Raw genomic sequence first — 14,741 nt, forward strand, 5'->3', positions numbered from 1 at the left:
TTTTTTGTTCATTTCGATTTCATTAGAAACCGTGTGTAAATCCTATCGCAAAATAGACGAGGTGTGCTGGAATCTTTTGCAGAAGATAGGATTCTCTCAATGCCTGTCGAACCGAGCCGTCTCCAGGATCACCAATTGAACTACTTCCGGCAATGTAATCAAGAATCAATTGATTGATAGGACCGTTTACTTTGCCCGGATTCACTATTTTTCCGTCGTCGTGACTTCGGTTCACATAGCCTCCTGTAGCTCCGTAATAGTTGTCAGTATCGTACAAATATATATTGGGGCGATAAACATCGGCAGCTTTCACGAAAAATTTTCCGAAGGAGAAAGTGATCGTGCTGGTAATATCCTGCACCCCATTTCGGTTGTCCACGATATTGTTCGACATCGCATAACCGATATTAACCTGAGGTTGAATGCGAAAAAACTTCCCTTGAAAAAATTCATGATTCATGGTTAAGGATAAATAATTCTTACCGGCCATCAATCCGGAATTCTCCTGGGAAAACTGAGTATAAAACGATATCGTAGGATTGATATATTCTAATATTGGAAGCTTCCAAAAAAAGTAATATTCTTGCCAGGCCAACCGTGTGATTTGCGTCGAGGTATTGTTTGCACCGGGAACCCCCTGAGCAGCGAGTGCATTAAAACCTCCTAAAGGAGGAGAGATGTATGCAGTGGTCTTTTGGAAAGTATTATAAAACCACATCCCTGCCGTAAAGGTTCCCCATCTCGTTTTTTCAAAACTGTAATAGAATGCATAGAAAAGTCCGTCAGATCTTTTCATTCCGTTTTGCTCATTTTTGAAACCCGGAACTTGTCCTCCGCAAGTCGGTCCAGTTTTGGCCACACCGCTCAGTAAATTATTCTGAGTATCAAATGGACAGGCCTGGTTTAGAGTATCGGGAGACGGCGCAGAAAAAGGACTCAAAGACCCAGCAGTTCCTTGTCCTAAATATGCAGGTCCTGCTCCACCTGGATATAATTGAAATCGTCCATCGGCATCTCTATCGTTTCTTTCTGTTAGTTGAAAGTTTCCCCAAAACTGTACCTGAAATCCTTTCAGTGGAGTATTGAATGTAATCGTCGGTTGATAAGAGGGCACAAAGGTGAAGGCAGGATACTTTTCGTTTCTTCTACGATTCGCGTACTCGCCGGAAAAGCTTAACCCTCTCCAGATAAAGTCGCTCACTATCTCGTGCACAACATCTATCGTAGTATCGCCCTGCAACGACGCTCCGTGCCCGCTAGGTCCGTAACTTTTCGGATCTATGTCCTCGGGAGCATTTGGTACCACAGGATCCGGACCACCGGCCTGCGATTTTTTATCTTGCCCTGAGCTAGAAGAACTGAGCTTTCCTTTTTCGTAACTGACTTGGGCAATGTTCGCCTTATCTATATAGCGCACAAAGTCTTCATTTTCTGCGATTAGTACTTTTTCATCATCTTCGTACGCAATTTTTCCCCGGACGATTGATCCGTTTTTTAAGCGGACATAGTCGATCGCTTCCAGAGGAAAAGCCGAGTTCAATAAGAGTAGAAAGAAGATACACTTAAGCCAATTCGGCTTACCAAAGGATAAATCTAACGTACGTTCGATCATACGCTTTTTACTCCTAGTTGTGAAACTACGTTGATAGAGCACGGACCTTGAACGCCTCCAAAACAGTGTGCAAAGCTCTTCGGACCAGAAGGATTTCCCTAAGTGGACGGCTGTTTTTAAGGTTTTTCCTTCCTACTCCGAGAAAAAGAGAGATTCCTCACTGTTCTGTGATTTAGGGCAAGTATTTTAATGATAGGATAGTGATTCGTTTGACTGATCGCATCGGATGGGTTAGGTTTTGGCGGCCGTCTAAAATTTCTTCCAAGTTCCTACACTTATGCTAAAAGCGAAGATCGGAAACGCGAAACTTTCCCGTCACAAAGGTTTTGGACCAAGGGTTTAGGGCAAATCTCGCAAATGAGCGTAAGAACTCGTGTATCTATTATTTTGTCTCTTCTTTTGATCGTCGGTTCGATCCTAGTAACTACGGTAAATTCGTATATCGCTTATCAAAAATTGCGAAAAGAAGCCGAAGCAGGATCTAGACTTGCCTCGGAAAAGTATACAAGAGAGATCTCCGAATTCCTAAATATCGGACTCGGGGCGGTAAGAGGTTATCGCTCAGTTCTGGAGGAAACCAGACCGACTAGAGCTCAGATCATTAATTCATTGAGGGGATTTTTATCCAGGCAACCAGGCTACTTCGGTGCATGGGCTGTCTTTGAACCTCAGGCTTTCGACGGCTTGGACGAGCAATATCGGTTTGCCAAAGGCCACGACCATACTGGAAGATTTATCCCTTATATCAACCGAGCCAACAGCGAAACAGAACTTACCTTTGAAAACTGCGTAAACTATGAAGACGAAGGTCCGATCGGCTACTACTACTCTGTTCCCAAAAAACAGAAACGTGAATTCTTGACTGAACCTACCACCTATCTTGTTTCCAAAAGATACATACTCATGGTTTCACTTGTGGAGCCGATCATTCGAAACTCTAGGTTTGCCGGAGTCGTCGGAGTAGATATTACGATCGATAAAATGCAGGTAGTGATCGGTAGCATTCGGCCATTTCGGGGCACAGGATATCTCGCCTTCCTTTCACCCGATGGAGTATTTGCCGCGAACGGACTTTCTCCTGAAACAGTCGGGCAAAAAATCGAAGCAGAAGCAGAAAGGCAGAGAATCACTCAAAAAATTTATCTGGCTGAGCCATTTATCGAAAACGATGCGAGCTATACGCATTTCTATTATCCAATTTATTGGGGAAATTCGGAAAAACCCTGGGCGATCAGGGCCTCTATACCAAATTCATTATATTATGAAGATTTAATATATATTTGGGCCGTCTCCCTCATATCTACATTTGGTATTCTGGGAATCATACTATTCACTCTTAGGTTCTCTTTTGATCGGTACGTATTAAGAGGATTATCGCAGGCCATGGAGTATTCCGGAGAGATCGCCGGCGGAAATTTACAAGCGCGAGCAGAATATCCAAGAAGGGACGAAATAGGAGCACTACTCTCGGCGATGGACAAAATGAGGGATAATTTGTCCAGGCATATGGAGGAAAGGATCAGAACACAGGCAGCATTGAGAGAAAGCCAGGAGATCAAGAGAAGAAACGAACTCATCGAATTCCAAAAAAAAGAACTGGAAGCTGCACTCGAAAACTTGCGGAAAGCACAGGGACAATTATTGCAGTCCGAAAGAATGGCCATCCTCGGCCAACTTTCTGCTGGATTGAGTCACGAATTAAACAATCCGTTGGGCGCGATTAAAGCCTCTAACCAAACTCTTCAAGACTGCGTTCCTAGAATCCGAGCACTTCTTCCGAAGGTACATCAAATTTTATCGAATGTTTCTTCCGAAATTCGGATCCTCTATCTGCAATTTATGGAAGCTTGCAAATCTGGAGAATCAGAGATCGCAGGAATGGAAGCCAGAAGGAGAAGGAAGAGACTTTCAGAAACTCTACAAAGCTGGGGAGTTGAACCGCCAGACCCGGTCGCAGACACTCTTGCAGATATGGGGTTTACAGAACTCACTGATGAATACAGGCCCCTATTTTTACTCTCGGAATGGAACACTCTTCTGGAATACACCTACTTGGAAGAGTTATACTTTAGGAATTCGGACACGATCCGAACTTCTGTAGACCGAGTTTCCAAAATTCTATTCGCACTCAGAAGCTATTCTGAAGGTGGAGGAAAAGACTCTCTCAAAGACATCTCTATGGAAGAGACCTTGGATACGGTTCTGACCGTCTATCAACACTATATCAGAAGAGGCGTAGTAATCATTCGTTCTTTTGACGAAATTCCTCCAGTCAGATGTGTAAGGGAAGATATCGTTCAAGTCTGGACGCATCTAGTCCTGAACGCACTTCAGGCGATAAATTTTCAAGGAAAGTTGTATCTTCGACTGTTTCGAAAGGGGGACGAGGCAGTCGTAGAAATAGAGGATGATGGCCCCGGAATACCCGAAGAGATCGGTGATAAGATTTTCGACCCTTTCTTTACAACCAAGCAAGAAGGAGAAGGAAGCGGCCTAGGTCTGGACATTGTGAAAAGAATCGTAGCAAAATACGGTGGAAGAATCGAGTGGTCCAGCAAGCCCGGAAAAACTATTTTTAGAGTGTTCCTACCTTTTGTCCAAAAGGAACAGCCTTTGGAAGACGCAAGTTAAGCGTAAGCGGTCGGCCCTATTATGAATTTCGGATCGAAACAATCTAGTCCTAATAATCACCCGGAGGATGAGCTCCGCAAGGCCAAGAATCGTATTCTAGAGTTAGAGGAACAATTAAAGACTCAAGGTTCTCAATCGGAAGCAGGATACTTAAGAGTTCTCCTAGATTATGCTCCTGATGCACTTTGTATCGTGAATCCCGCAACAGGGATTTTCACCGAAGTCAACAAACCAGCGGAGCAGCTTTTTGGTTTATCCAGGCAGGAATTACTGCGCATAGGTCCGGCCCAACTCTCACCTCCATTTCAACCGGATGGAAGACCTTCCCCAGAATCAGCGATCGAAAAGATCATGCAAGCCGTTCATGGCGAAACTCCGACTTTCTTTTGGGAGCACCTTCATTCTTCTGGTGAATCAAGGCCATGCGAGATTCAATTAGTTCTAATTCCAGGAAATCCTCCTTTAGTCCGAGGAAATTTAAAAGACCTTCGTTCGAAGATAGAGGCGGAGAAGGAAATTCAAAGGAGTCAAGAAAGATTTAATCTTGTTATCGAAGGTGCGGACCTCGGTCTCTGGGACTGGGATATAATTTCGAACAAATATTTTCCAAATGAAAGATGGGCGAGTCTTCTCGGTTTAACCTTGGCCGAAGTGGAAAAGAATTTCGAATTTTGGAAATCCCGCGTTCACCCGGATGATCTTGCTCACACTCTCAAATTATTAAACGAACATCTCGAAGGAATATCAGAAATATTTGATACGGATTTTAGGATGCTATGCAAAGACGGATCCTGGAAATGGATTCGGTCTCGCGGAAAAGTAATCGAAAAGGATAGCAATGGAAAACCTCTAAGAGCTTTAGGCATTCACCTTGATATTAGCGAAGCAAAAGAGGCCGAACAACAATTAAGAGATAATAAAGAAAGTCTAAATCTAGCAATTCAAAGCGCAAAGCTCGGACTCTGGGATTGGTCCGTCGCCACCAAACAATACACAGTCGATGAGAACTGGTTGTTGATGCTCGGTTATCGTACCGGAGAAGTAAAACTAACGTATGAATTCTGGGTTAAAAGTCTACACCCGGACGATAGGGACAGAGTTGTCAAAGCTTGGTCCGATTATCTCAGTGGTCGATCGGATCAGTTCGAAGCTACATTTAGATTGAGATGCAAGGATGATTCATACAAATGGCTAATCACTCGCGGAACCATAGTGGAATGGACTATGAGAGGCCAGCCGAAACGAATGATTGGGCTTCATATCGATATTTCAGAGCAAAAGAAAATCGAAGAAGAACTGAGAGAAACAAAGCTCTTTTTAGACCGAGCACAAAAGATCGCAAAAATCGGTTCTTGGGAATACGACCTAACCACTAAAAAGGTAACCCTTTCCGATGTATTAAAAGAAATTTTAGAAACAGAAACCGACACATTTCCTTATCAAATCGAAAAAGTTCACCGTGCAGATAGGGAAAAGGTCGAGAACTATTTTCGGAAATCCCTAGAAACCGGAGTCGCAGAAGATTTAGAATACAGAATCATCAACGGAAACGGAAAGGAAAAAATTCTTCTAAATAGAAACGAGTTCATCCGAGATATTACCGGCTCCCCGATCAAGCTCACAGGAACCATCCAAGATGTCACCGAACAGAGGATAGCTGAGAAGCTCGATGCAAGAAAGAGAAAAGTAGAGGCTCTCGCAACATCAATTTCTACCGAACTAATCAATCTTCCAGGCCAAGAAATCGGAGATGCAGTAAATGCAACTCTCCAAAAGCTCGGCGGTTTTTATTCGATGCAAAGGGTATTTCTGCTCTTGTATAATTACGAACAGAATACCAGCAAGGTAGCCTTCGAATACATTGATCCGAATGTAAAAAATCGAGTCTCCATTCTAGGCAAACTTGCCCCGTTAGAAATCAATCATCCGATTCTCTCTAGAATTTTTGCCGGAGAATTGCTCCTATTAGGAAGAATGGATAAACTCGTGTCGGAAGAAAAAACACTTTCCGACTTTATGGACCAAAATCACTCCAAAACCCTGATCACTTTCCCTTTGGGTTTAGGAGGAGAAATACTAGGTAATATTACTTTGTTAAGCGAACTTGAAAAATCGGATCTAATGCAGGAATTCGGGGATTTCGAGAGAGCTTACTTACGGGCAATCGGAGAAATGCTTTCGAATGCGTTGGAAAGGAAGAGAAGAGAAGAAGAACTGAGAATAGAACGGGACCTATTAGCCGGAATCATGGCTACTTCGGTCACCGCGATCACAGTATTGAATCCTCTAGGAGAAATCATGTATGCCAATCCCGCCGCAGAAGAAGTGCTCGGGGTTCGGATTCATGATTTGAGAAAAAGAGTGTATAACTCTCCTGAATGGAAGGCCACATCCATCGACGGGGGTCCTTGGTTGCCCGAAGACCAACCTTTCACCAGAGTTCTTGCATCAGGAAAACCGGTCTTTGATGTAAGACACGCAATCGAGGATGACCGCGGGACCAGGAAGCTTCTTTCGATCAACGGTTCTCCGATCAAAAACTCGCAGGGTGAAATAAGCAGCCTTGTTTTTTCCGTCATGGATATTACGAATTCGTTATTATCCGAAAAAGCTTTGAAAGAAAGCGAAGATCGATATCGTAGAGTCGCAGAACAAACCGGACAAATGGTATACGATTACAATATCAAGACAGGAAAATATACCTGGGCGGGCGCGGTTGAAAAATTGACCGGATACTCATTGAATGAATTCCAGGCAATGAGTGCACAAACTCTTGAAAACTACATTCACCCCGATGATAGAGAGCACGTCGAACAATCCTGGAACGCTGCTCTCAACACTAGATCACAGTTTATCGTAGAATACAGATTTCTTAAAAAAGAAAATTCTTATATGCTCGTTGAGGATAGCGGAATCTTTCTTTTTGACTCCTCTGGAGAGGCGTATCGGATGCTTGGGGCCATGGCAGATATCACGGAAAGACGCAAAGCTCAAAAGGACTTGATAGATTCCGAGGAGAGATTGCGTCTCGCTCTTACGGCTGCTAAGATGGGTACTTGGAGTTGGAAAATCGATAGTGGCGAAGTATTTTGGTCGGAGAATACGGCCGCAATTTTCGGACTAAAACCTCACGAATTCGGGGGAACTTTCGAAGAGTATTTGGATCTACTCCATCCGGAAGATCTCGAAAGGGTTCGCTTAACAATCAAAGATACGATTGAAGGAAAATCAGACGACTACAATGTAGAACACAGAATTTTCCACTCGGACGGTAGCATTCATTGGCTAGAAGGAAAAGGTAGAGTATACCGGGATGCAAGTGGTGAAGCGGTTAGAATGGCCGGGACGGTGACCGATGTGACAGATAGAAAGGTTGCCGAAGAGGCACTTAGAGCTAGCGAGCTCAGATTTCAGACCTTTTACAAATTCGCAAACGAAGCGATCATTTTCATCGATCCAAGAACGCAACGGATCTTGGATACGAATCCCGCCTTCTTGCACACTTTCGGCTATTCTGCGAAGGAAATTCACGGAGTATATGCGGAGAATCTTTTTACTCACGATTCCTGGGCTACGGTTTACGCAAGAGTCAGAGCTTATGAAACTGCAGATAATATCGAAATACACGCAGTCCGAAATAGCGGAAAAGAATTCCCCGCGATTTGTAGTATCCACTTTTACCGCGAAAAAGACGCATTTATCGCAGCCATCAGCCTCCTAGATACTTCGGCACTACAAGAAGCAGAAGAACTTAGAGTTATCAATTCCGAGATCTCGATAAGAAATCGATTGATCGAATTACAAAAATCTGAATTAGAGGAGGCACTGGAAAACCTCAAACGAACGCAAGCACAACTGATACAATCCGAAAAAATGGCGGCTCTTGGTCAATTGATCGCAGGGATCGCCCACGAGATCAATAATCCAATCGGCGCGGTCCAAGCCTCGAATCAAAACTTACAGGAATGCTTACTGAGATTCCAAACTCTCTTGCCAGAGGTGCAGAGAACATTGAGTTCCATGCCCCCTTCTCAGGTGGATTCCTTCCGGTTATTCTTAAGAGAAGCGAGACAATCCAAGGAGCAGCTCGCTGGTATAGAACAGAGAAATGCCAAAAAAGAATTAACCAAGTCATTAGAAGCTTTGGGAATCACGTCAGCTTATGCATTTGCAGATACATTGACGGATATGGGATTCCAATCTCTGAATGAAAATATTTCATTCTTTCTTTTAGAGAAGAACGCACAAGTTTTGTTGGAATATGCTTCGATCGAATCCTTCTTTTTTAAGAACACAAGAACGATTCAAATCGCGGTCGATCGAGTTTCAAAAATCCTTTATGCTTTGAAAAACTTTTCCCACTTCGATACGAGTTCTTCCAAAATACTTACGAGTATCTCGGAAAACATAGAAACAGTTCTGACCATCTACCAAAATCAACTCAAGAAAGGAATCGAAGTAGTTAAAGAATACGGAGAACTTCCCAGAATATACTGTTATCCGGACGACCTTTTGCACGTTTGGACCAACTTGATCTACAATTCTTTGCAGGCGATGGACTTTAGAGGAAAAATCTTAATACGCACATTTGTACAAGGCGACTACGTGATTGTGGAGGTAAATGACAACGGCCCGGGAATTCCAAAGGAAATCAAAGACAAAATCTTTCAGCCTTTCTTTACTACGAAAAGGCCAGGAGAAGGCAGCGGTCTAGGCCTGGATATCGTAAAGAAAATCGTAGAAAAACATTCTGGAAAAATCGAAGTCGACACTAGTCCCGGATCCACTACTTTCAGAGTATCGATTCCGATCGCTACGACCCCAGAATAAATTTTTCGAATTAAGATTTTGCCGCAGAATGAATCAACTTGAAGAAATCGGAAACTAGTTGAGCGCAGAAGTAATAGTGGTTACCAGTTCCTTTTCGTCCCAGGGTTTTTTAAGATAGCTATAAAGATTGATTTCCTTTTTCAGTGCTTCGACCGAAGCAATATCTGCGTGACCGGTAATGATGATCTTTTGAATTTCCGGATACCTTTGATGGACCTGGCGCAGGAATTCGTCTCCCTTAATGTTTGGCATTAACCAGTCGGAGATTACGATCAGAATTTTCACGCCCTCAGAGACCAATTCTTCGATAATCTGCATCGCCTCGGACGCATCCAAAGCGGTTTCGTATCTATATGAATCTCCGAGGTGACGCTTAACCTGGGATTTCATACTCATTAAGATCAGTGCTTCGTCATCGACGAAGAGTATCGCTTTCTCCACTTTACCCCCAGATACTACCAGTATTTAGACGACAAAAAATCTACTATTTATCCTGTACAAAACCGGAGCAAGTGTGGAGGATAGCGATTCGCTTGTCGCTTGCAACTCATTTTCCGGGAAAATATTGTTCCACAATCTCTTTCCGCTTCCACCGAACTGACTAAAATCAGTCGACGATCGCATTAAAAAAATCAGTTATTTTCGAAGAACGGCCGTCCAACGCCCATCCCAAGGCTACTAAAATCTTCCATTAGAGATCGCTAACGGACTATTTGAAAACTTTAATCGGCGTAACCGGTAGTTCCGGAGAAGGTTCCATAACAAAGTAACCCTGGGAGAATTCAATTCCGAGAGAGCGGACTACTTCGAACACTTCTCTAGTACTTACGAATTCTGCGACGACCGCGGCTCCAATCCTGTGAGCGAGCTCCGTGATCGCGGAAGTTAGTATGAATGCGGTTCGATTTCTCTCGACCGCTTGTATAAACTTCCCATCTATCTTAATAAAGTCCGGTTGAATCTCCAGTAATCTGGAAAAGTTAGAATGCTCCACACCAAAATCGTCAATCGCGATCCCACAGCCGATTTCTTTCAATCCGCTGATTACTTTAAGCCTTTCGTCCCCTTTTATGCTCGAAGTTTCTAAAATTTCAAAAGTGACCTGAGCGGGATTGATCTTATAATGCTCCATCCTGTGAGCCACCCATTTTGGAAAACTCTCACTGTCTAGCTCTGCCTCGGAGAGGTTTATGGAAAAGGAATAAGTAGATCCAGCGAACTTACGCAGCACTTTTTCAAAGAGCAAAGGAGTAATCAATCTCAACAATCCCGTTGAGTTTGCGAGCGAGATAAAAGTCGCCGGAGTGTAAACGTTCCCGTTTTCGACGATCCGAGCTAGGCACTCGAACTTCTCCACCTCTCCCGTGGTATTGTTTAAAATTCCCTGATAATAAGGGACTATATTCCCCAACCGAATTGCATTATTTAACCTTTTTCCTAGATCAATATTAATTTTATATAAATCCTGATCTTCCATCATTTCGGAATAATGATAGATTCCGGAAGCTGAATATTCTCCCGGTTGTTGGCTTGCTTTTACCAAAGCCAGACGGGCCTTGTAATACAAATCTCTGTGCCCTTTTGCGGTCGCGATCGTGGCATTGATCCTGAATGCAATTCCTTCGGTAGTAAGGTAGTCGGATCGGAGCAGAATTCTAAAGGCAATCAAATGCGGTAAAAATCTTTCCTCTGGGACTCGGGAAAGAATCGCAACCTCATCCTCGTAGACATGAAAAATATCGCCATAATTACTCAGAATCGAACTCATCGAAGTCAGAAACTTCTTTAGAAGATCCTTATATAAGGAAACTCCAAAGTCCTTTGTGGTAAGAGAAGTGGATTCGATTCGGACCAATGCCAAAATGGATTCGACACCTTTTGTTTCGTTTTCCTCGAGTCTTCTTCTTAGATATTCCAGGTTCGGTAATCCCGAATCCCTATTATACAGGAGTGCAAATTCGAGCTTTTGGTTCAATTCGATCAGAGACCGATCCGCTTCGAAAGACCTTAGCGCCTCTCTGACCGTAAGTACTAAGTCCGCCGAATCCCAAGGCTTGGCCAAATAGCGATATAATTTCGCTTTGTTAAGCGCATTACCCACGGCGTCCGCGGTTGCCTGACCGGTTAGCATGATTTTTCGAGTGTCCGGATTGGTACTTTGTACTTTGATTAAAAATTCGTCTCCACGGATTCCGGGCATGACCTGGTCACTAATGGTTACTGCAATTGGAACTCCCGCATGGTTGCATTCTTCTATGATCGACAAACCTAGTTCGGCACTGTCTGCAGCCTCGACTACGTATTCTTGACCAAAGGCCAATTTGAGCTGTTCTTTTAATCCTCTAAGGATTATGAGCTCGTCATCAACGCATAATATAACAGGTTTTAATCGAGGCTCAATTGTAGATAACATGGCTTTTGTACTATCCATCAGCATAATCGATTTAATCCGAGAGCCTTGGTATTAGACGAAAATTTACTTTCATGCAATCTACCTTTCCTATATTTTTGCCCTCCAAATAGACCAATATCCCTGTCAAAGTTGGAAGGGCAGAATGATTCATATCACATTTGAGAACGATTTGGAACTCAATTTGAGCCCAGATCTGCCTCCCAAATCACTTTTACAAATCTCTCTCGAGCATAATATTCCGCATGTTCACGCGTGCGGGGGAAATGCCCGCTGTTCCACTTGCCGAGTGCTCGTCTTGGAAGGCCTCTCTCACCTTTCTCCACGAAACGAACAGGAATCTTTGCTCGCCAAACGGAAAGGTTTTCCTGAGGAAGTCCGACTCGCGTGCCAAAGTAAAGTTCTAGGAGACGTGAATGTCAGAAGACTGGTGATCGACGATTCAGATTTGGCACTGGCAGGAACTTTTTCTCAAGAAATTTCCGGTAACGAAAAATCGGTGGCCATATTATTCAGCGACATCAGAAGGTTCACCTCATTTTCGGAATCGCATCTACCTTATGATGTAATTCACATTCTCAATCGTTATTTTTTTCAAATGGGAGAAAAAGTCCTCAAATACGAGGGAGCTATCGACAAATATATCGGAGACGGTCTAATGGCAATCTTCGGATTACAAGATGATGATTCCTTAAAAGCAAATTTAGCGGCGATTCAATGCGGGTTGGAAATGCAAGAAGAGCTGCGATCGGTAAACCATTATTTAAAAAAACACTTTCATACGGATTTTGAAATCGGGATCGGAATCAATTATGGAAATGCGATTCTAGGACAGTTGGGACATCCCTTAAAGATGTCTTTCACCGCTATCGGAGATTCGGTAAATTCAGCGAGCAGAATAGAATCCACTACGAAAAAGGCAGGTAGCTCTTTACTGGTTTCGCAAACAGTATTCGATATCGCCAAGAATTGTATTCGCAAAGGTAGAACCTTTGAAACGAAACTCAAAGGAAAACAAGGAAACCATAGGTTGTACGAAATCCTCGGTTTGGCGGATGGAGTGCTTCCAGAAAATATGGAGTTTGCAAGGTTCAAAATTTGGGACCTAATCGATTTGCAGGAAACGGGCACCTGGCTCCAGTTAGGCGCACATGCTGCGAGTATTTTCTCTCCAGAAAATGAATGGTTGGGGTTAGATGCTTCTATTCGGTTTCCTTCTATCGCAAACGAAGAAAGAAATAAGCGATTAAAACCAAAGCTAGAAAAATTGGTAGAGCTTTGGGAAAAGTGTTTTTCAGGCAAAAAGGCAGAGGCAAGTTCTCCATCTTCTCTGTCAGATTTGATTGCCTATTCCGCTTGTATCGCTGTTGAAAAAGCAGGAGGTCCTAAGATTCCGATTTCTTTCGGTAGAAAAGATTCTCAGGTAGAAAACAGAAGGATGATCTTGCCGAATGATACAACCAACCTCGAAGAGATCTTAGATTACTACTCTAAGTTAGGATTCGATCTGAGGGAAACAGTAGCTTTACTCGGCTCCCATACTTTGGGCTGGCACAAGAACGGATCGTTTACCGAAACTCCTTATATATTCAACAATGATTACTACAAAGACCTATTGAAGGACGGTGGAAAAAAGATGTTAGATGCGGATCGAGCATTGCTTTCCTCGGAAGATTCAAGACGGATCGTATTGGAATATGCCCTGAATGAGCAAAAATTTCTGAACGATTTTAAAGCAGTCTTCGCGAAGTTTCTACAAGGACAGAAAGAATAGAATTCGATATCGCCAAAGAATCCGAGGACCTAAAAAGAATTAGAATTTCAGTTGGAACTTTCCGGCTCAAAAATTTTCCTGGAAGTCGATGCGCTTTCAACCTATTTTAGAGTACCTTCCCATTTACGAAGCAGGGAAACCGATCGAGCTGGTAGTACGTGAGTACGGAATCCAAGCGAACAAGGTAATAAAACTAGCTTCTAACGAGAACCCATTTGGAGTCGCTCCTGCAGTCCAGAATAAGGTCGCAGAGTCCGTGAGCAAAATGCCTTTGTATCCGGATGACTCTTATCATTCATTGAAAAGCGCACTTTCTCAAAAATATGGCGTTCCGGAATCTCAGATCATCCAAGGGAACGGCAGCGATCAAATCTTCGATTTTGCGACACGGTCAGTTTTGAACCCCGGCGATAAAGTTGTGCAGAATGGAAAAACCTTTTCTATGTACGCGATCTATTCCAGACAGTGCGGGGCGGAGGTAATTGCGTCCGAGACAATCGAACATGATCTGGATGCACTCTTAGACTTAGCCAAGACTCAAAAACCGAAAATACTTTTTTTATGTACTCCATGCAATCCGATCGGAGACGCACTCGATCGTTCGGATATTTATTCTTTTTTGGCAAAAATTCCAGAAGATATGATGGTAGTCTTGGACGCGGCTTATCTTGATTTTGCAAAGACCAGGGATTCTAATAAGAATTTTGAAGCAAAGGACATCATATCTAAATTTCCTAATGTAGTCTACACCGGAACCTTCTCGAAAGTATACGGGCTTGGAGGCATGAGGATAGGATACGGAATTTCTTCCCCCGAAATCATCCGTGCTTTCTACAAGCTCAGACCTCCGTTCAACGTCTCTCAGCTTTCCCAACTAGCCGCTACCGAAGCCCTAAAGCAAGAAAGCTTTGTGGAATCTTACCTAAAGTCTAATTTGAGTGAATTGAAAAAATACGAATCTTTTGCGGACTTGAAAGGATTGGATTTTTTTGAATCGTACACGAACTTTATCACGATCAAATTGGATAAGGCGAAACTAAATTCCAGCGAACTCTTCGAGAAATTGTTAAGCGAAGGGATTATCCTTAGGAATTTGAAAAGTTACGGAATGAACGCGATTCGAATTACGATAGGCAGACCCGAACAAAATGAAACCGTTATAGGAAGGCTAAACGAGATACTCTGAGATAGGAACGTTATTTTTCGTACAAATCCGGTCTCAGCTTCACTACTTTTTCCATTTTTGCTGATTGATTCTGAGCCTTTTTTTGCTTTTGAGTTTCCTTTATTTCCGACTTATTTTCGTTATGCGAGTTGATCAGTTTCTCTGATAAAAATTTCTCAGACTGAAACATTCCAACCTCCTTTTCGACTGAAATCGTGTGACCCGGTCCGTTCAGGTTTAGTTTCGTTCCGGATTGCGAAAATCATGACACAATTTCTTCAAAAAATTTCTTTTTATCACAACAGAATGCCCCAGTTTT

Annotated in this window: 8 protein-coding genes; 4 read left to right on the forward strand and 4 right to left on the reverse strand. The window is 43.0% G+C overall.

What is annotated here, in order from left to right:
• Window positions 1-22 precede the first annotated feature (22 nt).
• The gene (locus tag CH373_RS07955; protein WP_165778805.1) at window positions 23-1,558 is read right to left on the reverse strand and encodes an LA_0442/LA_0875 N-terminal domain-containing protein; all 1,536 of its coding nucleotides are present in this window, start codon (window positions 1,556-1,558) and stop codon (window positions 23-25) included.
• A gap of 411 nt (window positions 1,559-1,969) precedes the next feature.
• On the opposite strand from CH373_RS07955, the gene CH373_RS07960 reads away from it, so the two are divergent.
• Window positions 1,970-4,243, forward strand: a complete 2,274-nt coding sequence (locus CH373_RS07960; protein WP_100714627.1) for an ATP-binding protein — start codon at window positions 1,970-1,972, stop codon at window positions 4,241-4,243.
• A gap of 21 nt (window positions 4,244-4,264) precedes the next feature.
• Window positions 4,265-9,073: a PAS domain-containing protein gene (locus tag CH373_RS07965; RefSeq protein WP_100714626.1), complete on the forward strand. Its 4,809-nt coding sequence runs from the start codon at window positions 4,265-4,267 to the stop codon at window positions 9,071-9,073.
• A gap of 54 nt (window positions 9,074-9,127) precedes the next feature.
• Here the strand turns inward: CH373_RS07965 and CH373_RS07970 are convergent, their stop codons facing one another.
• Both CH373_RS07970 and CH373_RS07975 read right to left on the reverse strand, forming a co-directional pair.
• On the reverse strand, window positions 9,128-9,514 hold the full coding sequence (locus CH373_RS07970) for a response regulator (protein WP_100714625.1): 387 nt from the start codon (window positions 9,512-9,514) through the stop codon (window positions 9,128-9,130).
• 268 nt (window positions 9,515-9,782) lie between these two features.
• Entirely contained in the window at window positions 9,783-11,486 is a 1,704-nt protein-coding gene (locus CH373_RS07975; protein WP_100714657.1) for an EAL domain-containing protein, read from the reverse strand.
• A 142-nt stretch (window positions 11,487-11,628) separates the two neighbouring features.
• Here CH373_RS07975 and CH373_RS07980 point away from each other — a divergent pair, with 142 nt between their 5' ends.
• Both CH373_RS07980 and hisC read left to right on the forward strand, forming a co-directional pair.
• Window positions 11,629-13,257 carry a peroxidase family protein gene (locus CH373_RS07980; protein WP_100714624.1) on the forward strand — a complete coding sequence of 543 codons (1,629 nt, stop codon included), beginning with the start codon at window positions 11,629-11,631 and terminating at the stop codon, window positions 13,255-13,257.
• 88 nt (window positions 13,258-13,345) lie between these two features.
• The gene (gene hisC, locus CH373_RS07985) at window positions 13,346-14,443 is read left to right on the forward strand and encodes a histidinol-phosphate transaminase (RefSeq protein WP_100714623.1); all 1,098 of its coding nucleotides are present in this window, start codon (window positions 13,346-13,348) and stop codon (window positions 14,441-14,443) included.
• 10 nt (window positions 14,444-14,453) lie between these two features.
• Here the strand turns inward: hisC and CH373_RS18630 are convergent, their stop codons facing one another.
• The gene (locus CH373_RS18630) at window positions 14,454-14,612 is read right to left on the reverse strand and encodes a hypothetical protein (protein WP_165778800.1); all 159 of its coding nucleotides are present in this window, start codon (window positions 14,610-14,612) and stop codon (window positions 14,454-14,456) included.
• Window positions 14,613-14,741: the final 129 nt, after the last annotated feature.

It is taken from the genome of Leptospira perolatii, from assembly GCF_002811875.1.
In the GTDB taxonomy this organism is placed as follows: domain Bacteria; phylum Spirochaetota; class Leptospiria; order Leptospirales; family Leptospiraceae; genus Leptospira_B; species Leptospira_B perolatii.

Bases quoted from the DNA above. Each gene is read 5' to 3' on its own strand.
- CH373_RS07960 (WP_100714627.1), top strand. From the start codon at position 1,970: ATGAGCGTAAGAACTCGTGTATCTATTATTTTGTCTCTTCTTTTGATC.
- CH373_RS07965 (WP_100714626.1), top strand. From the start codon at position 4,265: ATGAATTTCGGATCGAAACAATCTAGTCCTAATAATCACCCGGAGGAT.
- CH373_RS07975 (WP_100714657.1), bottom strand. From the start codon at position 11,486: ATGTTATCTACAATTGAGCCTCGATTAAAACCTGTTATATTATGCGTT.
- CH373_RS07980 (WP_100714624.1), top strand. From the start codon at position 11,629: ATGATTCATATCACATTTGAGAACGATTTGGAACTCAATTTGAGCCCA.
- hisC (WP_100714623.1), top strand. From the start codon at position 13,346: ATGCGCTTTCAACCTATTTTAGAGTACCTTCCCATTTACGAAGCAGGG.
- CH373_RS18630 (WP_165778800.1), bottom strand. From the start codon at position 14,612: ATGTTTCAGTCTGAGAAATTTTTATCAGAGAAACTGATCAACTCGCAT.